Here is a 20,210-nt window from a genome sequence, read left to right as displayed (position 1 = left end):
CGCACCCTGCAACCGCAGTCGAGGGAACCGCGCGTGCTATAAAACGCTCAATCCTATGCATGACGTGGCTCGATGCCACGTCTTCCCCCGCTTTCTGTAAGGAATCTGCAATGAAGAGCGTATTTGCGTCCATGGCAACGGCCACGGCGATCGGCCTCGGCCTGCTGACGCTCGGCGGCCTCGGCGGCTGCTCCAGCACCACCACCATGACCTACCTGCCGAGCGGCGATACCGGCTTCGCGATCAACTGCAGCGGCAGCGACGCGAGCTCCAGTTGGGCCGAGTGCTACAAGCGCGCGGGCGAAGTCTGCGGCAACTATGGCTACGACGTCGTTTCGAAGGACGTGGACAACGGCGCCACCTCGGGCGGCACGGTCGGTGGGATCTTCGGCGCGAACGTCAAGAACCGGTCGATGGTAGTTCGCTGCAAGCAGTGAAGGCAACATGGGGCAGCGCGTACTTAGGGCGGAGCGCGGCTCGCGCTAGTGGCGCCGCCAGCGGCCGGAGCGCGGATCGATGCGGGCGGCGAAGGCCAACAGCACACTAAGCGCGATCGGCCAGATGCCGAGGAAAATGATCAACCAGGTCATGACGGCGGCAAGAAAATGTAACTTCCATAATCCGCGCCACGTGTGAATCCGCAGTGACCGTGGAGTGAATCAGCAATGACCGGGACGAAAAAAAGCCCGGCACGAGGCCGGGCTAACGGGGGTTCGGCGCATATCGGCAAAGGACCGGTTCACCATGCGCCAGAACGAAATCTAACAACCCGCCTTTACAAGCGCAATCTATTAATTTCGCGTGCAATGTGACACTGCGTACGGAGTCCGCATTACGTGAACGAAAATGTCGGAAATAAGCGAATAAATACCGTTGTCCGATCCGGATAAAACGCCATTTAAAGGGCTGATCAGAATGCCGTAACCTGCTCGCAGGACCTTATTAATCAAGGATCTGCCTATACGCGATGGGAAAAATCTGACGAAAGTTCCTTGGCCGATTTGCGCTAGCCACGCCCAGTATGATCCAGACGCTTTATGCATTGCGAACCTTTAGTGCGCTAACGCACCATACCGATGTATTAGCGGATATTGCGCGACGCGAATAATCAATCGCATTTCTTCACAACAAAATTCGCAAATTGCGGATATATTAAAAATCCTCAGATCAACCGACAAATTGCGAAGTCTAAAATCGACCATGATTAACTTATTCAACCATCAGTTGATAAGCACATATATCGGTTCATTCAAGCTGGCCGAATGGCTAAATCGGCCGGCTAAAGACATCGATCACATGACTCGCAGACCGCCCGAGTTCGACAGATTTTCGTGTAAGTGATTGATTTTGCTGAACCCGGGGGTGCAAATTTGCCACTACAAGCTACGGATTGTCGGTATCGGCAGGTTTAGGGCATCGAAGAGTTCCTTCTGTTCAGGAGTCAGTGTGGACAGGCCGGTTGCGCTTTGGCGCCGATGAAGGACGACCTGATGAAACTGGATGCGCCGGACGATTTCCAGCGCACGCTCGGGCGAGCAGGCTTTGTCGCGGGCCTTCAGACGCATGCGCATCACGCGATACAGCACGAGCGCCAGAAAGCAGATCATCGCGTGTGCGCGAATCCGGTCGGGCAGGCGATGGAACACCGGGCCGATCTCGATTTCGGACTTCAGTACGCGGAAGCCCCGCTCGATGTCAGCCAGCGACTTGTAGCGCTTCACGACGTCGATCGGGGTGAGCTCCGGCACGTTGGTCACGAGGATCAGCTTGCCGTCCATCATGCGGGCGCGGGTCAGTGCACGCTCATCGATGTCGTAGGTGAACAGGTCCGATTTCAGATCAACCCTGACGATCGATGCGAGCTTCGCTTCGCAGACTGCCTGATAAAGACGCGCCTTGGCACCGCTGTCGGAGAGCTTGCGGCCCTTGTGCTTGCGCCCGCCGTCCTGTCCATCGAGCTTGTCGGCCCAGCGCGCTGCGTCCCGTTCAAGTTCGGCAATATGCTTATCGCGCCGGGCACCCATTTCTGCGGCGAAGTCCGGCCGGTGCGCGACGATCAGCCGGTGACCCTGCCACTTGAATTCTCCGATGACTTCGGTGCTGGCCTTCAGGCAGGTGTCGTTATGGAAGCTGGCGAGCAGTTCGTCGAAATCGCTATAGCGTCGCGCCGCGACGGCCAGGATGAATTCCAGTGGCTGGTCATGGACCTTGATGGACTGGATCGCTTCCAGGTTATCCAGCGACAGCAGGCCGCGATCGGCCACCAGCACGACGCGGCGAACCGGATAGCGCGCCAGCACCTTGGTGATCGTTGGCACGAGCGTGTGCGTCTCTGCCGCGTTGCCGGCAAACACTTCGTGATGGATCGGCAGGCCGTCGGCGGTCTGCACGACGCCGAGCATCACCTGGCGCGCGATGTCCCCTTCCTTCGCAAGCCCGTACTGACGGATCTCGCCTGCCATTTCCGAGTGGCCTTCGGTACGGATCGTCGTCAGGTCGTAGAACACGATCGAGAGTTCCTGGTCGATCAGCGGGCGCAGCAGCGCGGCAGACACCTCCTCCAGTGCATCGGCGCACTCGACCAGCGTATCCATGGTGCGCAGCAGCCGTTGATGCGTGACCGTCTCAGGTGCAACGTCCGGCACCATGGTCGCTTCGAGCCATCGCGTGATGCCCAGCTTCGATTCCGGATCGCACAGCCGGTTGAACACCATCACGCGCAGCAGGCGCTCGGCGTCGAACTGGTGATGCGGTCGCAGCACGCGACGGAACGCATCGGCAAAGCCCAGTTCTTCCCACAGCGCCGTGAGCATCCAGGTGTCGCCAACCGACAGGCCCGACGTAAAGGCGGCCTCGCCGGTGCCCTCATTGAGCGTCGGTTTGCCCGCCGCACGCAGCAACCCGTTGATCAGTGCATCGTTACCGCCGGCCTGTACGCTCTCCAGTCGTCCCAAGGTAGCAATCACGCGCTGACGCGACACACCCAGCTCATCGCGAAAGGATTCCATGAGCTGGACGTACTGGCGTGGACCCGAAGACGTGACTTTGATAAACATGCCACAACTGTAGTCACGAATATGGCTTGTTTCAAGCTGTATTGTGGTATCGGCGTGCCACTACAGAGTTATTCAAGGTCCGCGCATCAAGTGTTTGATTTGTCAGCGCCTTTGCCCGCAAACTGCCCCGAAAATCGGTTTAAGCTGTCGAACTCGGGTGACCGAGTTCAGTCACGAGCACCGCCGCCTGCTGATGGGAAATCGTCGCGCCTTTGAACAGCGCCGCATCGACAAGCCGCACGCCGCTCAGGTCTGCTTCCCGCAAGTCCGCTCCATCGAAGCGCGCGCCCTTCAGATGGGCATCCTTCAGACTGCCGCCGCTGAAGATCGCCTCGCGGAAATCGACCCCGGCCAGATCGGCGTCGGAGAAATCGAGTTGCTGCAGCATGGCCTTGCGAAACGACAGGCCGCGCAAATGCGCGCCCACCAGCAACGTCTCAACGAAACTCAGGCCCAGCGCAGCGACATGCTCGAAGTTCGCGCCGGTCAGCTTGCAGCTGTGAAACGACGCTGACGCAAGCTTGGCGCGCCGCCAACTGGTGTTGTTCAGATCGCTCGACTGGAACGCCGCGTCGACCAGATCGGCCGACGCGAAATCCGCCTCGCGGCCACGGCAACGGACCCAGCAGGTGTGCGACAGCATTGCGCCGAAAAACGAGGTCTCGACGATCGCGCAACGATGAAACTCAGCGCCGCGCAAATCGAGTCGCGACAGATCGGCGCCTTCGAAATCGCAGTCGATGAAATGGAGCGGCTCTTTGTCCTGGGCGAGGTTTGCGGCGATGAGACGCTCGACGTCAGTACGCGTGAGTGTCGCACCGGTCAGCACGTGAGATTGCGCGCCCGAATCCGGCGCCGTTGAATCCAGTGACATGAAGGTTCAGAATCAATTTCGAAAGATCCTAAGCGTACCGGAACGCGCTCCGCCCTGGCGCTCCACGCCGATGGTTTATAGTAACGGCCCCGTCAGAACCCGCTTACGATGACTTCCAACGACGCCACTCATAGCCCGCTGTACGCCAAGCTGCTCGCCGAAACCGCCAAAATCGGCTGGAGCGAACTCGAACGCTTTTTCGCGCGCGGCATGTTGCTGCGCGTCGCGCGCGATATCGATCTGGTGAGCGTCGCCGAAGCCATTGCCAGCGACGACACCACGCAGGTCACGCAATGGCTGGCTGCTGGCCTCGTCGAACGTGTGCAGGCGGAAACCGCCGCCGATTTCGCCGTGCGCGATCCGGATCTGTGGGCGGTGGTCGTCTCGCCATGGGTGTGCGTGCAGGAACGCAATTGAGCGACCGCGCGCCCGCCCCGAAGGAGGTCATCTCTGGGGGCGCCCCGAAGGAGTTTCCGTTAGGGGATGGGCCGAAGGATATCCCGTTGGGGGAAGCCCCGAAGGAAGTCTTTTTGGGGGATGCCCCGAAGGAGGTCTCCCTGGAGGAAGCCCGGAGGCAAGGCTCCCTGGGGGATGCCCCGAAAGAAATCCGCCTGGAGGCCACGCCGAAGGACGGTCTCTTGGGGGACGGCCCGAAGCAGCGCTTCCTGGAGAGCGGCGCGGCCGCGACGGCGCCCGCCGTCCCGGTGCGCTGGCACCGCCGGGTGTTGACGCTAGCGTTTCCAATCGTCCTCGCCAATCTCACACAGCCGATTCTCGGCGCGGTCGACACCGCCGTCGCCGGCCATCTGGACGGTGCCTCCTATCTCGGCGGCGTTGCGCTCGGCGGGCTGTTCTTCAACTTCGTGTTCTGGGGCTTCGGCTTCCTGCGCATGGGCACCACGGGCCTCGTCGCGCAAGCGCACGGCGCGGGCGACCATGCCGGGTTGCGCAACAACGTCGTGCGCGCGCTGTTGCTCGCGGCGGCGATCGGCGCCGCGGTGCTTCTGCTGCAAGGGCCGCTGATCGGTTACGCGTTGCGCGCGATCGGCGGCAGCGACGCGGTGCAGCGCCACGCGCAGGTCTACTGCCACGCGCGCATCTGGGCCGCGCCGCTCGCGCTCGGCAATTACGTGGTGCTCGGCTGGCTGCTGGGCACGCAGCAGGTGCGGCTCGCCCTGCTTTCGCAAGTGTTCATCAACAGCGTGAACATCGCGGCGGTGCTGTCGTATGTGTACGTTTTCGATTGGGGCGTGGCTGGTATCGGCGCGGCCACGGCGACGGCCGACGCGCTCGGCTTCGTACTCGGCGCCGCGCTGTTGTGGCACGGCCGGCCACGCGGCTTGCCTGCGCTGAACCGCACCGCCCTCTTCGACGCGTCCGCGCTCAAGCGGCTGGTGGTACTGAATCGCGATATCTTCGTGCGCACGCTCTGTCTGCTGTCGTCGTTCGGCTGGTTCGCGCATCTTGGCGCGAGACAAGGTGACGCCACGCTCGCCGCCAACGCGCTGCTGCTCAATTTTCAGACCTTCATGGCCTACGGACTCGACGGCTTCGCGCACGCTGCCGAAGCGCTGGTCGGCGCGGCGATCGGCGCGCGCAACCGGCACGCTTTCGCGCAGGCCATCAAGGTGACGGCGCTGTGGTCGGCGCTCGGCGCGCTGGGTTTCTCGCTGGTGTACTGGGGCGCGGGCTCATGGATCATCGAACGTCTGACCGATCAGGCCGCGGTGCGCGCCACGGCCGAGACCTATCTGCCTTGGGCCGCGCTTTCGCCGGTGATCTCCGTGTGGGGCTTTCTGCTCGACGGCGTGTTCATCGGCGCGACTCGCACGCGTGAGCTGATGATGTCGATGGTGGTGTCGTTTGCGGTGTTCGTGGCGGCCTCGTGGGCCTTGCTGACGCTGTATGGCAATCACGGCTTGTGGGCCGCGATGCTGATCTTCATGGCCGCCCGCGGCGTCACGCTTGCGCGCTTTTTGCCGGGCGTCGTGCGCGGCATGGCGGGCGCGGGCGCTTAGGCTTTGCTTAGGCGCCCGGCGTGCCCGCGCCGGAACGTCGCTTTCATTTTGCCCCTGTCTGCCCTCGAGGCACGACAGGCACCATGGCGGGCGGCCGGTCGTCGGTGGGTACACCGTGGTAGTCGGCGGGATCTTTGGGCGGCGTGCCGCCATGAGGCCCGGAAGGGTCGTTGGCACAGCCGCCGAGTCCGGCGGCCAGCATCAATGCAATCAACAAAACGCGGTTCATAGACTCTCGAGACAAAATGACAATAACGGCGACGAAGCGCCGAAAGTCTACCCGCAATTCGCCTTCGACGAACTCGCGCCTCGCAGTCTCCCTGCTGCCATTTTGTTACGCGTGATCTACTATAAAGACACAGCTACGTGTCATAGGAGACTGCCATGGACGCTGAATCGATTGCAGGTCTGGTCGGACTCGCAATAGGTCTGCTCGTGCTGCTCGCGCTGTCGATTTTCGAATCGAGAACTTATCGGCGCGAACACGACGGCGAAGGCATGCTGCATCACTGGCTCACACACCAGCATATGCCGCACTGGATGCGTCGCCGGCATTGAGGGAATCAACCGGCTGCTGCTCGCGCGCTTGCGCACAGCAGGCAAGCGCGAGCGCCCGCTGACGCGCAACGCATTCGTGTCCGCTGCGTACGCGCCTGTCGTACACGGCCTGCCGCACGCCACTCGCCCACCCGCCGTACTTCGTCATCTGCGCTTCCTTTTTTGCGCGCTTCCTCCCTGCGCGCTTCCTCCCTGCGCGCTTCCTCCCTTACGCACTTCCTCCCTTACGCACTTCCTCCCTTACGCGCATCCTCCCTTACGCGCATCCTCCCTTACGCGCATCCTCCCTTACGCACTTCCTCCCTTACGCACTTCCTCCCTTACGCACTTCCACCCTGCAGCGCATCCACCCTGCAGCGCATCCACCCTGCAGCACGTCCACCCTGCCTCACCCGCCGCAATCCTCGCAGGCACATGCCTTGCTGAAGAGCATCCTGCAAGGAGGCGTAGCGATGCGCGTCCCTCGTCCCGGCGCGCAGGCGCCGAACCAACAGACTACGCGGCCCGAGCACTTCCGAGGGCCAGACAGGGAGAACTCAAATGACCATCGGAACCATTCTGCTTATCGTGCTCATCCTACTGTTGATCGGCGCGTTGCCGAGTTGGCCATACAGCAGCGGCTGGGGCTATCGGCCGACCGGGGTGCTTGGCGTCGTCCTGATCATCGTGATCGTGCTGCTGCTGATGGGACGCATATAAGCCGCGCCTCCGAGACCCTTCCGAGGCCCTTTTTCCAGCCCGACGCAATTCGTAGTTGACTCTGGCACCCAATGCCACGTAGAATCTCGGATTCGTCGGAGCGTAGCGCAGCCTGGTAGCGCATCTGATTTGGGATCAGAGGGTCGAAGGTTCGAATCCTTTCGCTCCGACCACGAAAAAGCAATATGAAACCCGCGTCGCCTTCGGCTTCGCGGGTTTTTGCTTTTCGGGCGTCATGAGTTCATGCGAACGGCTCTGCTCAGCCTTGCGTCCTCACGAGCGCCCATGCGACAGTGATCGAAACCCGGGCGCAGTTGTCTACGCCGCAACCAGAGTCAAGGAGGCACGCATGGATCTGATCCTCTGGCGTCACGCCGAAGCGGAAGATTTCGCCGCCAGCGATCTCGCCCGCGCGCTCACCACGCGTGGCCGCAAACAGGCGCAAAACGTCGCCAAGTGGCTGCGCACCCGCCTGCCCGACGATGCGGTGGTCCTCGCGAGTCCCGCCGTGCGCACCATCCAGACCGCCGAAACCTTGAGCGACCAGTATCGCGTGGTGCGCGAACTCGCGCCCAACGCCAGCGCGGACGATGTGCTGAAGGCCGCCGGCTGGCCTAAAGGCATTGCGCCGACGGTCGTGATCGTCGGCCATCAACCGACGCTCGGCCACGTTGCGGCACGCCTCCTCGGCAACAGCAATGCGAGTTGGCCGCTGAAGAAAGCCGGCCTATGGTGGATCGAAAGCCGTGAACGCGACGGCGAGGACCAGGCCGTGCTGCGCGCGGCGATGAGCCCCGATCTGATCTGATCTACCCTGTGCCGGTCGCACGGAAACAACACACGGCGCGCGCGGCTCACGACATTACAAGCCGCACGCACGCAGCTTACGGGCAGTCATCCAATCGTCATGGCTTTGCCATGCGAGCGTCATCAGGCGTTACTACATTGGCGAAAAAAGAAATCTCCCTTTTTTCGACCAGGACGCCACATGCGAGAACTGCCGACGCCCACCCTGCCCCTGGCTTCGCTCTTCGAGACGCGGCGGCTGCCGCGCGCCGAAGAGACGGTCACCGCCCAGCATCGGCTGCAAGTCACGTGGGCCCGTACCGACGAGGAACTGCGCGAAGCCCAGCGTCTGCGCTACCGTGTATTCGCCGATGAAATGGGCGCGCGTCTGACGGGTCCAGCCGGCCTCGACGTGGATTCGTTCGACTCATACTGCGATCACCTGCTGGTGCGCGATCTCGACACGCTGAAGGTGGTCGGCACGTACCGCGCGCTGCCGCCGCATCAGGCAGTCCGTATCGGACGTCTGTATGCGGAAAGCGAATTCGACGTGTCGCGTCTCACGCACCTGCGCGCGAAGATGGTCGAGGTGGGCCGTTCGTGCGTGCACCCGGACTACCGTAGCGGCGCGGTGATCATGTCGCTGTGGGCCGGGCTCGCCGCGTACATGAAGCACAACGGCTACGAGACGATGCTCGGCTGCGCGAGCGTCGCGATGGTCGACGGTGGCCACTACGCGGCAAATCTGTACTGCGCGCTGCGCGACAACGCATTGACGGCGCCGGAATATCGCGCGTTTCCGCACACGCCACTGCCCGTCGAAGAATTGCAGAACGGTGCCGACGTCGCGCCGCCGCCGCTGGTGAAAGGCTATCTGCGTCTTGGTGCGAAGATTTGCGGCGCGCCGGCTTGGGACCCCGATTTCAACACGGCGGACTTTCTGACGCTGCTGCGCCTGTCGGACATCAACGCGCGTTACGCGCGGCACTTCCTCGGCGAAGCGTCGCCGCGCTGAACGGCGCGCAAATACCCGCTCCATTCAGTCGACTTGAGTCGACGACTGATGCGGATAAAAAAAGCCCGGCGGTTCATCTCCGTCGGGCTTTTTCATTTGCCGCGCCGATCGCGCGGCGGCTTTCGATTGCGTCCATGCGGGGCACGGCACAACGCATCAGTCTCAATCGTCGGTGTAAACCACGCGATACGGGATGCCAACCTTCTCCCACTCCGCAGCCTCCTGGATCAGGCTGTAATCGGTCAGCGGATTGTTAGTCACCCACTCGTTCGGCAAACGCACTTCATACCCGCCATTGACCTGCGCAACCGCGATGTCGGGCAAGCCGACATCGGCACGTCGGCGGCATAGCAATGCCGCGAGCCGCAGACAGAACAACAGCGGCCACTCCACCTCGCGCGTTTGCGACAGCTTGCCGAGTTTCCCCGCGTGGCCGAGCACCAGCGCGGCGAGCCGCGCCTGGTCGGTACGCGAAAAGCCCGGCATGTCGGCATTGCTCGCGATATAGGCCGAATGCTTGTGATATGCGCTGTGCGAAATCGACAGTCCGATTTCATGCAAGGCCGCGGCCCAGCCGAGGAACATGCGGTTCTCGACGCGGCGCTCCTCGTCCGGTTCGACAAACTGGTCGTAAAAGCGCACCGCGAGTTCGCCGATACGCCCGGCCTGCGCGCGATCCACGCCGTAACGCCGCATGAAGCCTTCCACCGTCACGGTGCGCATGTCCTCGTGCTGCGACCGGCCCAGCAAGTCGTACAGCACGCCGAGGCGCAGCGCGCCGTCGGTCGTATCGACGTAATCGACGCCAAGTTCGTCGAACACCGCGATCATGATCGACAGGCCGCCGGCCAGCACCGGAATGCGATCGCCCTTCAACGCGACCAGCTTCAGGCGATTGACGTTCTCCGCCTTGATCAGCGCGCGCTTGAGGCGCTCCAGCCCGCCGCGCGAGATGCCGTGCGTGACACCCGGGTCGTTGAAGCCGTTTGCCTCGACCAGTTCGGCGAGCGCGCGTGCGGTGCCCGAGGAGCCGATCGCCTGCTCCCAACCGGTTTTCTTGTACTCGGCGGAAATGATCTGAATTTCGCGGCCCGCGGCGAGTTCGGCCTGCCGCATGGTGTATTCGTCGACATTACCCGCCGGGAAGAAGGCGCGGCTATGGCTCACGCAGCCGATATACAGGCTCTCCATCTTGATCGGCGTGTAGTGCGAACCAATGATGAATTCCGTCGAACCGCCCCCGATATCCACCACGAGGCGCTTGCCCGCGCTAGCGGGCACGGAGTGTGCTGCGCCGGCGTAAATCAGGCGCGCTTCTTCGCGCCCGGCGATCACTTCGATCGGGAAGCCAAGCGCGGCTTGCGCCTCGCCGAGAAACTCGTTGGCATTCTTGGCGATGCGCAGTGTATTCGTGGCAACCGCCCGAACGTGATCGGGATGAAAGTCGCGCAACCGCTCGCCGAAGCGCTTGAGCGCATCCCAGCCGCGCACCTGCGAGGCGCGGTCGAGCATCTTGTCGCGCGACAGACCGGCGGCAAGGCGCACCGGCTCGCGCAATGCGTCGACCTGATAGATCTGGCTGCCCGCGTCGGTTTCCTCGACCCGGCCTACGATCAGCCGGAAGCTGTTCGAGCCGAGGTCGACGGCAGCAAGGAGTTGCGGGGTAGTAACCATCGAGTATGCGGACTCCATGCGCGCTAGCGCGGCGGCGTTGGACGCGGAAGGTGCCGGTTGTCCACTCGGTGCCCTGGGCGCCTTATGGCCGGCCGCGCTGTTCAAAGACGCCATTCTAAGCGTACCGGAGCTCACGATGTCGCCTCGCAGTAATGGGGTTGCCCTATGGTCCCATATGCACTGCGTCATAATGACGACACGCAACGAATACGGCGTAGAATTTATAACTTCGAGAATGTCATAACAACATCATCATACTGTGAGAATTTCCGAGCGTCTTTCCGTCTCCCCTCCTGACATTCCATTCTCGCTGCCGATGTCCATCCGCTACCCCTTATTGAATCGCGAGCTGGGCATTCTGGGTTTCAACGAGCGTGTGTTGGCACAAGCTGCCGACCCGGCCGTCCCTTTGCTCGAACGCCTGCGCTTCATCTGCATCACCAGTAGCAACCTCGACGAATTCTTCGAGGTCCGCATGGCCGGATTGCAGGAACAGATGCGCGACAACCCCGGTGCGCTGTCGCCGGACGGCATGTCGCTGCAGCACGTGTACGACCTCGTGGTCGAGCGCGCGCAGCGGCTCGTGCATCGGCAGTACACCATGCTGCACGACACGGTGCTCACCGCGCTCGAAGCAGAAGGCATCTATTTTCACGGCACGGAAGCGTGGAACGAAGCGCAGACCGAATGGGCGCGCAACTACTTCTTCGACGAACTGCTGCCGGTGCTCACGCCGATCGGCCTCGATCCGGCTCACCCGTTTCCGCGCGTGCTCAACAAGAGTCTGAATTTCGTCGTCGAACTCGAAGGCAAGGATGCGTTCGGCCGCCAGGCGATGATGGGCATCGTGCAGGCGCCGCGTGCATTGCCGCGGCTCGTGCGCATGCCGGAAGAGCTGTCGGGCTATCCGCATGGCTTCGTGCTGCTGAGCTCGTTGCTGCAGCGCTTTGTCGGCGAGCTGTTTCCGAATCTGGTGGTGCGCACCTGCAACCAGTTTCGCATCACGCGCAATAGCGAACTGTTCGTCGACGAAGACGAAATCACCAACCTGCGGGTCGCGTTACAGGGCGAACTGCCGGCGCGGCATCTGGGCAATGCGGTGCGGCTCGAAGTGTCGGCGGAAACGCCTACGCATGTCGTGCGGCGCCTCCTCGACGAAAGCGGCCTCTCCACCAAGGATTGCTATTTCGCCGACGGCCCCGTCAATCTCGTGCGGCTGATGCAATTGCCGGAGATGGTGGACCGGCCCGACTTGAAATTCGTGCCGCATATTCCGGCGATTCCGCAGCAGATCGCCAACAGCGTGAACATGTTCGATGTGATCGACCAGGGCGACGTGCTGCTGCATCACCCGTATGAGAGCTTTCAGCCGGTGCTCGAACTGCTGTTGCAAGCGGCGAAAGATCCGAACGTGGTGGCGATCAAGCAGACCATCTATCGCACCGGCACCGATTCGCCCCTGATGGATGCGCTCATGCAAGCCGCGCGCAACGGCAAGGAAGTGACGGTGGTGGTCGAACTGCTCGCGCGCTTCGACGAAGAAACCAACATTAGCTGGGCCTCGCAGCTGGAGGCGGTGGGCGCGCACGTCGTGTACGGCGTGGTCGGCCACAAATGCCACGCAAAGATGATGCTGATCGTGCGGCGTGTCTCGTCCGGCGGCAAGACCCGAATGAAGCGCTACGTCCACCTCGGTACCGGCAACTATCATCCGCGCACCGCACGTCTTTATACCGATTTCGGCCTGATGACTGCGGAAGAGAAAATCTGCGAAGACGTGCACCACGTGTTCCAGCAACTGACCGGCATTGGCGGTGAACTGAGGCTGCATGAGTTGTGGCAATCGCCGTTCACGCTGCACCCGAAACTGGTCGAAGCGATTCGCGCTGAAGCGGAACACGCACGCGCCGGCAAGAAAGCGCGCATCGTCGCGAAGATGAACGCGCTCCTCGAGCCGACCGTGATCGCCGAGTTGTACGAAGCATCACAGGCCGGCGTGAAGATCGATCTGATCGTGCGTGGCGTGTGTTCCTTGCAACCGGGCGTGCCGGGCCTGTCGGAGAACATCACCGTGCGTTCGATTGTCGGGCGCTTTCTCGAACACCATCGCATCTTCTACTTCTACGACGGCGGCAAGGAACGGGTGTATCTGTCGAGCGCCGACTGGATGGACCGCAACTTCTTCCGCCGCGTCGAAGTGGCGTTTCCAATCAACAACCGGCGCCTCAAGCGGCGTGTGATCGCCGAAGGCCTGTCGGCGTTTCTCGGCGACAACCAGTCCGCGTGGCTGATGCAAAGCGACGGCCACTACCGGCGCCGGCGGCCGGGCAAATCCTCGCGCAATGCGCAGATGAGCCTGCTGGGGAAATTCTGTTCGTGAGTGCGTGAGTGCGTGAGTGCGTTTGCGCGCCGCTGAACCGGCTGCGTGCATAAAAAAACCCGCCTTGGTTTTGCGCCAGGCGGGTTTTTTTCAGGCCACTATTTCAAACCGGAGCCGGCTGCCGACGCGCCGTGCGATACACCGGGAAGCGCACGGTGAACGTGCTGCCGCGCCCCTCTTCGCTCTTCACGTCGAGCTGCGCATCATGCCGTTGCAGCACGTGCTTGACGATGGCGAGGCCGAGGCCCGTGCCGCCCGTATCGCGAGAGCGGCTGCGGTCGACGCGATAGAAGCGCTCAGTCAGACGCGGAATATCCGCCGCCGGAATCCCCAGGCCGCTATCCGTGACGGAGAACACCGCACTGCCGCCGTTCGCCTGCCAGCTCACGCGGATCGCGCCGCCGTCCGGCGTATAGCGGATCGCATTGGTCACGAGGTTGCCAAGCGCGCTGAGTATCTCCGTTTCCACACCGGTGACGGTGAGCCCTTCGTCGGCGTCGAACACGATCGTGTGATGGTCGCTCGAGAGGCTTTGCGCGTCGTCCTGCAAATGGCGCAACACCGCGCGCATATCGATCATCTGATCGCTCGCTGGCCTGTTGTCGCCTTCGAGCTTCGCGAGCACCAGCAGGTCGTCGACGATATGACGCATCCGCGAGGACTGTTGCTCCATCAGTTCGAGGTAGCGCCCGCGCTCGGCTTCGCTCAGCGGCAGTTCTCGCATTGTTTCGAGGAAACCGGAGAGCACGGTGAGCGGTGTTTTCAGTTCATGCGACACGTTGGCGACAAAGTCGCGCCGCATCGCGTCGGTACGCTCCAGCTCGGTGATGTCTTGCGACAGCACCAGCTTGCGGTTCTCGCCGTACGGAAACACCTGCACCGACAGCACGTTCTGGCGCTTTTCGCCCATCCCGCGCATGATCAGCATCTCCTGGTAGCGATGCGAATTCAGATAACGCACGAAATCCGGTTGCCGCACCAGATGCGTGATGTGCTGGCGCAAATCGCGTTTCGCATCCAGCCCGAAATGGAGTTCGGAGATCGCGTTGCACCACTCGATCTGATCGTGATCGTCGAGCATCGCCACGCCGTTGGGGGACGCCTGGATCGCCTGGATGAAGCGCGAATGCTGCTGCTCGACCTGACGCACCTGCGCATGCCAGCGCTTCGCAAGCTTATGCAAACGGTAGTAGATTTCGCCCCAGATGCCGGGGGCGCTCGGCACTTCGCCGTAGACCGGCGCGTCGAGCAAGCGCCACAAGCGCTGCTTGTGAAAGGTGCTGAAGAGGCTCTGCGCGAGCAGTAAAACGATCGCGAGGACGAGCCCTGCCTTGACGTTCACAAGTGCGCCGACCACCACGCACAGAACAGCCAGCAGCACGACCGACACGATGGAGCGCGCCCAGATGATGTTCATGTTCTAGCAATCGACGAGAAAAGTGCTACCGGAAAGTCAGGCGCTCTTCGCGAGCCGGTAGCCGCTGCCGCGTACCGTCTCAATCATAGCATCGCACCCAGCCGGCTTCAGTGCCGCGCGCAGACGCTTGATGTGCACGTCCACCGTGCGCTCTTCGACGAACACGTGATCGCCCCACACCTGATCGAGCAGTTGCGTGCGGCTATGCACGCGCTCCGGGTGCGTCATGAAGAAATGCAGCAGACGGAATTCGGTCGGGCCGAGATCGAGCTTGATTTCGCTGCCTTCGGCGTGCGCGGCGACGCGGTGCGTTGCCGGATCGAGCTTCAGACCGTTGATCGCGACCAGGTCTTCGGTCAACTGCGGCGCGCGGCGGCGCAACACCGCCTTGATGCGCGCCATCAGTTCTTTCGGCGAAAACGGCTTGGTGACGTAGTCATCCGCACCGATTTCGAGGCCGAGCACCTTGTCCTGTTCATCGCCACGCGCGGTCAGCATGATGATCGGAATATGCTTGGTGCGTTCGTTGTTGCGCAAATCGCGGGCGAACGCGACGCCCGACTTGCCCGGCAACATCCAGTCGAGCAGAACGAGATCGGGCAAGACATCGCTGATCAGGTTCTGCGCCTGTTCCGCGTTGTACGCGCGAATCGGACAGTGACCGGCATGTTGAAGATTGACCGAAATCAGTTCGGAAATGGCGGGCTCATCTTCAATGACGAGAATGCTGCTGGGCATCGGCACCTCTGATCCTTTTAACAGATTAACTGAGTGCTTCGCGTTCGAGCGCGTCGCGCGACTTGTGTCGCACGTCGGTGCCCTTCACGATGTAAATGATGAATTCGGCGATGTTCTTCGCGTGATCGCCGATCCGCTCGATCGCCTTGGCGATGAACAGGAAATCGAGGCCCACCGAGATCGAACGCGGATCTTCAGTCATGTACGAAATCAGCTTGCGCACGAAGGCGCGGAATTCTTCGTCGATCGCTTTATCGTCGCGCACGATCTGCGCGGCGGCGACCGTGTCGAGACGCGCAAATGCATCCAGCGCGCGGCGCAGAATCGACACCGCCATTTCGCCCGACAATTTGATCTCGGCGATATTGATGGTGCGCGAGGCGCCGTCTTCCATCAGACGCTTGGTGCGCTTGGCGATTTTTTCGGCTTCGTCGCCGGCGCGTTCGAGATTCGTAATCGTTTTCGAAATTGCGATCAGAAGGCGCAGGTCACGCGCGGCCGGCTGACGGCGCGCGATGATGTTGCTGCACTCTTCGTCGATGTCGATTTCCATCTTGTTCAGGCGCTCTTCCGCCGCGATCACCTGTTCGCAGATGTCGAGGTTGAATTCGTTGAGTGCCTGCATCGCGTTGACGATCTGCGATTCGACGAGGCCGCCCATTTCGAGGACCTTCGACGAAACGAGATTCAGATCGGCGTCGAACTGGCTGGACAGGTGTTTATCGGACATGTCGTACTCCCTTTTTTTGCTCGTCGACGGCTTAGCCGAAGCGGCCTGTGATGTAGTCCTCGGTTTCCTTGCGGACCGGCTTGATGAAGATCTTTTCGGTGTCGCCGAACTCGATCAGCTCGCCAAGGTACATATAGGCAGTGTAGTCCGAACAGCGGGCCGCCTGTTGCATGTTGTGGGTGACGATCACCACCGTGTAATCGCTCTTCAATTCGGCGATCAGTTCCTCGATACGGCCCGTCGAAATCGGGTCGAGTGCGGAACACGGTTCATCGAGCAGCAACACTTCGGGACGGATCGCGATACCGCGCGCGATACACAGGCGCTGCTGCTGGCCGCCGGACAAACCGTAGCCGCTCTGGCCCAGCTTGTCTTTCACTTCGTTCCACAACGCGGCCTTGGTCAATGCCCATTCCACGCGGTCGTCCATTTCCGAGCGCGGCAGCGTTTCGAACATCTTCACGCCGAACGCGATGTTGTCGTAGATCGACATCGGAAACGGCGTCGGCTTCTGGAACACCATGCCGATCCGCGCGCGCAGCAGCGAAATATCGCGCTTGGAGGTCAGCAGGTTTTCGCCGTCCATCAGGATCTCGCCTTCGGCGCGTTGTTCCGGATAGAGCGCGTACATCTTGTTGAACGTACGCAGCAGCGTGGACTTGCCGCAACCCGACGGGCCGATGAACGCGGTCACCTGGCCTTCGGGAATCTGCAGATTGATGTTCTTCAGCGCGTGATACTTGCCGTAGAAGAAGTTCAGGTCGTTGACCTCGATCTTCGGGCGCGACGGCGAAGGCGCCTGGCCGCTCTGGGCGGGATCGAAGCCGGCGGGCGCCGTCGGACGCGCGATCGGATTGAGTTGAGTTTCTGCCATATTCATCGGATTACACTCCGCCCTTACTTATTCGAAAAGATCGTGCGCGCGAGGATGTTCAATCCCAGCACCGCGAGCGTGATCAGGAAGACGCCGGCCCACGCGAGCGATTGCCACTGCGCAAACGGGCTCATCGCGAACTTGTAGATCGTGACCGGCAGGTTCGCAACCGGCTGGTTCATGTCCATCGAGAAGAACTGATTCGACAGCGCCGTGAACAGGAGCGGCGCGGTTTCGCCGGCAATCCGCGCGACGCCGAGTAGCACGCCGGTGATAATGCCCGCGATCGACGCCTTCAGCGTGATCGACAGCACCATCTTCCACTTCGGCGTGCCGAGTGCGAACGCCGCTTCGCGCAGCGCATTCGGCACCAGCTTCAGCATGTTTTCAGTGGTGCGAATCACGATCGGAATCTGCAGCAGCGCCAGCGCGAACACGCCGGCCCAGCCGCTGAAGCGACCCATCTTCGCGACGACCAGAGCGTAGACGAACAGACCGACCACGATTGACGGCGCCGACAACAGGATGTCGTTGATGAAACGCGTGAGACTCGCAAGCCAGCCCTTCTGACCATACTCGGCCAGATACACACCGGCCAGAATGCCGATCGGCGTGCCGATGAAAGTAGCGAGCCCGACCAGCATCGCACTGCCGACGATCGCGTTGGCGAGACCGCCGCCATCGGTGTTCGGCGGCGGCGTGGATTGCGTGAACAGGTCGACCGACAAACCGCCGATGCCCAGACGCAGCGTCGTATAGAGAATCCACACGAGCCACAGCAAACCAAACGCCATGGCCGCGAGCGACATCGTCAGCGCGACGGCGTTCTTCATGCGACGGCGGCCTTGCAGACGCACGCGCATCCTTTCGAGCGTAGCGGCGTCGTGCGAACCCGGCATACCCAAGCTGGACTGGCTCATTTCGCGCCCTCCCCTTTCTCGAGACGAAGCAGCATGAATTTCGAAATTGCCAGCACGATGAAGGTAATCACGAACAGAATCAAACCGAGCTCCATGAGCGCCGACGTATGCAGGCCTGGGTCGGCTTCCGCGAATTCGTTGGCCAGCGCCGAGGTAATACTGTTGCCCGGCGAAAACAGCGAGACGTTATCGAGCAGATTGGTGTTGCCGATCACGAAGGTCACCGCCATCGTTTCACCGAGTGCCCGGCCGAGGCCAAGCATCACGCCGCCGATCACGCCGCTCTTCGTAAAGGGCAGCACGATCTTCCACATCACTTCCCACGTCGTGCAGCCGATGCCGTACGCCGATTCCTTCAGGAGGACCGGCGTGACTTCGAACACGTCGCGCATCACTGCGGCGATATACGGAATGATCATGATCGCGAGAATCACGCCCGCGCACAGAATGCCGATGCCGATGGGCGCGCCCTGGAACAACGCGCCGACAAACGGAATGCCGCCGAGCACCGTGCCCAGCGGCTTTTCGAACCATGTCGCAAAGATCGGCGCGAAGACCAGCAAACCCCACATGCCGTAGACAATCGACGGAATCGCGGCGAGCAGTTCAATGGCGATGCCCAGCGGCCGACGCAGCCACGCGGGCGCGAGTTCGGTCAGGAACAGCGCGATGCCGAAGCTGACGGGCACCGCGATGATGAGGGCAATGAGCGAGGTCGCGATCGTGCCGTAAATCGGCACCAGTGCGCCGAATTGTTTGCTGGGTGGATCCCAGTCGGCGGTCCACAGAAACGCGAAGCCGAACTGCTTGATCGACGGCATGGAAGCGACGATCAGCGAAACGATGATGCCGCCGAGCAGCAACAGCGTGATGATGGCGGCGAGACGTGCGAGACCGCCGAAGATGACGTCGCCGGCGCGGCTGGGTGCTTTTTGCTGCGACGCGCTGCCGGGCGGTGTCGACCTCGCCGCGCCAGAGGCTAATTGGATATCGGACATGAGAGCCTGATGGACCTGTTTCCAGTTGCCGTATGACACTTGTCATGCGGCGGACGATGCTGGGCTAATGCCGGGATAGTATCTGGGTGTTGCCTTGGTGTTGCCTTGGTGTTGCCTTGGTGTTGCCTTGGTGTTGCCTTGGTGTTGCCTTGGTGTTGCCTTGGTGTTGCCTTGGTGTTGCCTGGATCGTACCTTGGTAAAGCCGTTGGCCGTCCTCGAATGAGCACGGCCAACGTGTTGCGAGATGCTTGCTTATCAGCGTAACACTTAGTCAGCGATAGCCTTGCCCGCTGCGTCCTTCACCTTCGACTTCCACTGCGTGCGGATTTCCGCCGTCACCGAATCCGGCAACGAGATGTAGTCCAGATCGTTTGCAGCCTGAGTGCCGTTCTTGAACGCCCAGTCGAAGAACTTCAGCGTTTCCGTGCCTTGCGGCGCCTTTTCCTGCGTAGTGTGCAGCAACACGAAGGTTGCGCCGACGATCGGCCATGCGTCCTTGCCCGGCTCGTTCGTCAGGATCTGATAGAACGACTTCGACCAGTCCGCGCCCGCCGCCGCTGCCTTGAACGTTTCCGTCTTCGGCTCGACCACTGCACCCGTCGCGTTCTTCATGCCGACGTACGTCATGTGGTTCTGCTTCGCATACGCCCATTCCACGTAACCGATTGCGCCCGGCAGACGCTGCACGAAGGCTGCGACACCGTCGTTGCCCTTGCCGCCCGTGCCCGTCGGCCAGTTGACCGTTGCGCCTTCACCGACCTTCGACTTCCAGTCGGCGTTGACCTTCGACAGGTAGTTCGTCCAGATGAAGGTGGTGCCCGAACCGTCAGCGCGGCGAACCACGGCGATGTCGGTATCCGGCAGCTTGACCTTCGGGTTCAGTGCAACGATCGCCGGATCGTTCCACTTCTTGATCTTGCCCAGGTAGATGTCGCCGAGCACTTCGCCCGACAGCGTCAATTCACCAGCCTTCACGCCCGGCACGTTGATAGCCGGAACCACGCCGCCGACCACTGTCGGGAACTGGAACAAGCCTGCCTTCGCGAGTTCATCGTCCTTCAGCGGAGCGTCCGAGCCTGCGAAATCAACCGTCTTCGCTTCGATCTGCTTGATACCGCCCGACGAGCCGATACCTTGATAGTTGACCTTGCCGCCACCCGACTTCTGGTAGGCGTCAGCCCACTTCGTGTAGATCGGTGCTGCGAAGGTGCTGCCCGCGCCGGTGATGTCTGCGGCTTGCGCTGCGATCGCGAAAAGCGCGCCAGCGACGCCAGCGAACACGGTTTGCATCAATTTCATGAGACCTCCAAGGGTGTGAGCGGTGTGAGCGAATAACATGAACACCGCGAAGCTTAGGGTCTCTTTGTGACAGTAACGTGACTAACCGTGAAACGGATGTGACAGTGAGATTACCGGGTTGAAAGGCGCTCGAACGGACGAATCGCTGGTTTAGCGAAGTTGCGGGGGGCCGCT

At 61.6% G+C, this 20,210-nt stretch carries 19 protein-coding genes and 1 tRNA gene; 9 read left to right on the top strand and 11 right to left on the bottom strand.

Annotated elements, in window-relative coordinates:
• Nucleotides 1-110 precede the first annotated feature (110 nt).
• Nucleotides 111-437 (top strand): hypothetical protein, encoded by a 327-nt coding sequence (locus tag P0D84_RS05835; RefSeq protein WP_408333426.1) that lies wholly within the window; start codon nucleotides 111-113, stop codon nucleotides 435-437.
• 939 nt (nucleotides 438-1,376) lie between these two features.
• On the opposite strand, the gene P0D84_RS05830 is transcribed toward P0D84_RS05835, so the two are convergent.
• Complete coding sequence (locus P0D84_RS05830) at nucleotides 1,377-3,056, bottom strand: IS1634 family transposase (protein ID WP_408331403.1); 1,680 nt, start codon at nucleotides 3,054-3,056, stop codon at nucleotides 1,377-1,379.
• A gap of 139 nt (nucleotides 3,057-3,195) precedes the next feature.
• Nucleotides 3,196-3,930: a pentapeptide repeat-containing protein gene (locus P0D84_RS05825; RefSeq protein WP_408333423.1), complete on the bottom strand. Its 735-nt coding sequence runs from the start codon at nucleotides 3,928-3,930 to the stop codon at nucleotides 3,196-3,198.
• Between the two features lie 108 nt (nucleotides 3,931-4,038).
• Between P0D84_RS05825 and P0D84_RS05820 the strand changes: the two genes are divergently transcribed.
• Both P0D84_RS05820 and P0D84_RS05815 read left to right on the top strand, forming a co-directional pair.
• Nucleotides 4,039-4,347, top strand: a complete 309-nt coding sequence (locus P0D84_RS05820) for a DUF2288 domain-containing protein (protein ID WP_408333420.1) — start codon at nucleotides 4,039-4,041, stop codon at nucleotides 4,345-4,347.
• 248 nt (nucleotides 4,348-4,595) lie between these two features.
• On the top strand, nucleotides 4,596-5,948 hold the full coding sequence (locus P0D84_RS05815; RefSeq protein ID WP_408339698.1) for an MATE family efflux transporter: 1,353 nt from the start codon (nucleotides 4,596-4,598) through the stop codon (nucleotides 5,946-5,948).
• Between the two features lie 43 nt (nucleotides 5,949-5,991).
• Here the strand turns inward: P0D84_RS05815 and P0D84_RS05810 are convergent, their stop codons facing one another.
• Nucleotides 5,992-6,177, bottom strand: a complete 186-nt coding sequence (locus tag P0D84_RS05810) for a hypothetical protein (protein ID WP_408333417.1) — start codon at nucleotides 6,175-6,177, stop codon at nucleotides 5,992-5,994.
• Between the two features lie 155 nt (nucleotides 6,178-6,332).
• Here P0D84_RS05810 and P0D84_RS05805 point away from each other — a divergent pair, with 155 nt between their 5' ends.
• From P0D84_RS05805 to P0D84_RS05785, 5 genes are all read left to right on the top strand, one after another.
• Nucleotides 6,333-6,506 carry a hypothetical protein gene (locus P0D84_RS05805; protein ID WP_408333414.1) on the top strand — a complete coding sequence of 58 codons (174 nt, stop codon included), beginning with the start codon at nucleotides 6,333-6,335 and terminating at the stop codon, nucleotides 6,504-6,506.
• Between the two features lie 540 nt (nucleotides 6,507-7,046).
• Nucleotides 7,047-7,205 carry a DUF3309 family protein gene (locus P0D84_RS05800; protein WP_007181032.1) on the top strand — a complete coding sequence of 53 codons (159 nt, stop codon included), beginning with the start codon at nucleotides 7,047-7,049 and terminating at the stop codon, nucleotides 7,203-7,205.
• A gap of 96 nt (nucleotides 7,206-7,301) precedes the next feature.
• Nucleotides 7,302-7,378: transfer RNA gene (locus P0D84_RS05795), tRNA-Pro, on the top strand.
• Between the two features lie 176 nt (nucleotides 7,379-7,554).
• On the top strand, nucleotides 7,555-8,013 hold the full coding sequence (locus tag P0D84_RS05790) for a SixA phosphatase family protein (RefSeq protein ID WP_408333411.1): 459 nt from the start codon (nucleotides 7,555-7,557) through the stop codon (nucleotides 8,011-8,013).
• 180 nt (nucleotides 8,014-8,193) lie between these two features.
• Nucleotides 8,194-9,006, top strand: a complete 813-nt coding sequence (locus P0D84_RS05785) for a GNAT family N-acetyltransferase (protein WP_408333408.1) — start codon at nucleotides 8,194-8,196, stop codon at nucleotides 9,004-9,006.
• Nucleotides 9,007-9,168: 162 nt separating this feature from the next.
• On the opposite strand, the gene ppx is transcribed toward P0D84_RS05785, so the two are convergent.
• Complete coding sequence (gene ppx / locus P0D84_RS05780; protein ID WP_408333405.1) at nucleotides 9,169-10,794, bottom strand: exopolyphosphatase; 1,626 nt, start codon at nucleotides 10,792-10,794, stop codon at nucleotides 9,169-9,171.
• 202 nt (nucleotides 10,795-10,996) lie between these two features.
• Between ppx and ppk1 the strand changes: the two genes are divergently transcribed.
• Nucleotides 10,997-13,060: a polyphosphate kinase 1 gene (gene ppk1 / locus P0D84_RS05775; protein WP_408339696.1), complete on the top strand. Its 2,064-nt coding sequence runs from the start codon at nucleotides 10,997-10,999 to the stop codon at nucleotides 13,058-13,060.
• 103 nt (nucleotides 13,061-13,163) lie between these two features.
• Here ppk1 and phoR read toward each other — a convergent pair whose 3' ends face one another.
• From phoR to pstS, 7 genes are all read right to left on the bottom strand, one after another.
• A complete protein-coding gene (phoR, locus tag P0D84_RS05770; protein WP_408333402.1) occupies nucleotides 13,164-14,477 on the bottom strand; it encodes a phosphate regulon sensor histidine kinase PhoR in 1,314 nt (437 codons plus the stop codon).
• Nucleotides 14,478-14,513: 36 nt separating this feature from the next.
• Complete coding sequence (gene phoB / locus P0D84_RS05765; RefSeq protein ID WP_408333399.1) at nucleotides 14,514-15,215, bottom strand: phosphate regulon transcriptional regulator PhoB; 702 nt, start codon at nucleotides 15,213-15,215, stop codon at nucleotides 14,514-14,516.
• Nucleotides 15,216-15,240: 25 nt separating this feature from the next.
• The gene (gene phoU, locus P0D84_RS05760) at nucleotides 15,241-15,945 is read right to left on the bottom strand and encodes a phosphate signaling complex protein PhoU (RefSeq protein WP_408333396.1); all 705 of its coding nucleotides are present in this window, start codon (nucleotides 15,943-15,945) and stop codon (nucleotides 15,241-15,243) included.
• Between the two features lie 31 nt (nucleotides 15,946-15,976).
• Nucleotides 15,977-16,825: a phosphate ABC transporter ATP-binding protein PstB gene (gene pstB, locus P0D84_RS05755; RefSeq protein ID WP_408333393.1), complete on the bottom strand. Its 849-nt coding sequence runs from the start codon at nucleotides 16,823-16,825 to the stop codon at nucleotides 15,977-15,979.
• 17 nt (nucleotides 16,826-16,842) lie between these two features.
• Nucleotides 16,843-17,739, bottom strand: coding sequence for a phosphate ABC transporter permease PstA (gene pstA / locus P0D84_RS05750; RefSeq protein ID WP_408333390.1), 897 nt, complete (start codon nucleotides 17,737-17,739; stop codon nucleotides 16,843-16,845).
• On the bottom strand, nucleotides 17,736-18,737 hold the full coding sequence (pstC, locus tag P0D84_RS05745; RefSeq protein ID WP_408333387.1) for a phosphate ABC transporter permease PstC: 1,002 nt from the start codon (nucleotides 18,735-18,737) through the stop codon (nucleotides 17,736-17,738). Before pstC ends, pstA begins: the two co-directional genes overlap by 4 nt.
• Nucleotides 18,738-19,004: 267 nt before the next feature.
• Nucleotides 19,005-20,036, bottom strand: a complete 1,032-nt coding sequence (gene pstS / locus P0D84_RS05740) for a phosphate ABC transporter substrate-binding protein PstS (protein WP_408333384.1) — start codon at nucleotides 20,034-20,036, stop codon at nucleotides 19,005-19,007.
• Nucleotides 20,037-20,210: the final 174 nt, after the last annotated feature.

Origin of the sequence: Paraburkholderia sp. RL17-337-BIB-A (genome assembly GCF_046025895.1) — a bacterium.
In the GTDB taxonomy this organism is placed as follows: domain Bacteria; phylum Pseudomonadota; class Gammaproteobacteria; order Burkholderiales; family Burkholderiaceae; genus Paraburkholderia; species Paraburkholderia fungorum_C.
Note: the sequence above shows the minus strand (reverse complement) of the source record. Positions and strands in the feature narration are given on the sequence as shown.

What these genes read in the sequence shown, in the direction of transcription:
- P0D84_RS05835 (WP_408333426.1), top strand. Translation starts at nt 111, where the DNA reads ATGAAGAGCGTATTTGCGTCCATGGCAACGGCCACGGCGATCGGCCTC.
- P0D84_RS05830 (WP_408331403.1), bottom strand. Translation starts at nt 3,056, where the DNA reads ATGTTTATCAAAGTCACGTCTTCGGGTCCACGCCAGTACGTCCAGCTC.
- P0D84_RS05825 (WP_408333423.1), bottom strand. Translation starts at nt 3,930, where the DNA reads ATGTCACTGGATTCAACGGCGCCGGATTCGGGCGCGCAATCTCACGTG.
- P0D84_RS05820 (WP_408333420.1), top strand. Translation starts at nt 4,039, where the DNA reads ATGACTTCCAACGACGCCACTCATAGCCCGCTGTACGCCAAGCTGCTC.
- P0D84_RS05810 (WP_408333417.1), bottom strand. Translation starts at nt 6,177, where the DNA reads ATGAACCGCGTTTTGTTGATTGCATTGATGCTGGCCGCCGGACTCGGC.
- P0D84_RS05805 (WP_408333414.1), top strand. Translation starts at nt 6,333, where the DNA reads ATGGACGCTGAATCGATTGCAGGTCTGGTCGGACTCGCAATAGGTCTG.
- P0D84_RS05800 (WP_007181032.1), top strand. Translation starts at nt 7,047, where the DNA reads ATGACCATCGGAACCATTCTGCTTATCGTGCTCATCCTACTGTTGATC.
- P0D84_RS05790 (WP_408333411.1), top strand. Translation starts at nt 7,555, where the DNA reads ATGGATCTGATCCTCTGGCGTCACGCCGAAGCGGAAGATTTCGCCGCC.
- P0D84_RS05785 (WP_408333408.1), top strand. Translation starts at nt 8,194, where the DNA reads ATGCGAGAACTGCCGACGCCCACCCTGCCCCTGGCTTCGCTCTTCGAG.
- ppx (WP_408333405.1), bottom strand. Translation starts at nt 10,794, where the DNA reads ATGGCGTCTTTGAACAGCGCGGCCGGCCATAAGGCGCCCAGGGCACCG.
- ppk1 (WP_408339696.1), top strand. Translation starts at nt 10,997, where the DNA reads ATGTCCATCCGCTACCCCTTATTGAATCGCGAGCTGGGCATTCTGGGT.
- phoR (WP_408333402.1), bottom strand. Translation starts at nt 14,477, where the DNA reads ATGAACATCATCTGGGCGCGCTCCATCGTGTCGGTCGTGCTGCTGGCT.
- phoB (WP_408333399.1), bottom strand. Translation starts at nt 15,215, where the DNA reads ATGCCCAGCAGCATTCTCGTCATTGAAGATGAGCCCGCCATTTCCGAA.
- phoU (WP_408333396.1), bottom strand. Translation starts at nt 15,945, where the DNA reads ATGTCCGATAAACACCTGTCCAGCCAGTTCGACGCCGATCTGAATCTC.
- pstB (WP_408333393.1), bottom strand. Translation starts at nt 16,825, where the DNA reads ATGAATATGGCAGAAACTCAACTCAATCCGATCGCGCGTCCGACGGCG.
- pstA (WP_408333390.1), bottom strand. Translation starts at nt 17,739, where the DNA reads ATGAGCCAGTCCAGCTTGGGTATGCCGGGTTCGCACGACGCCGCTACG.
- pstC (WP_408333387.1), bottom strand. Translation starts at nt 18,737, where the DNA reads ATGTCCGATATCCAATTAGCCTCTGGCGCGGCGAGGTCGACACCGCCC.
- pstS (WP_408333384.1), bottom strand. Translation starts at nt 20,036, where the DNA reads ATGAAATTGATGCAAACCGTGTTCGCTGGCGTCGCTGGCGCGCTTTTC.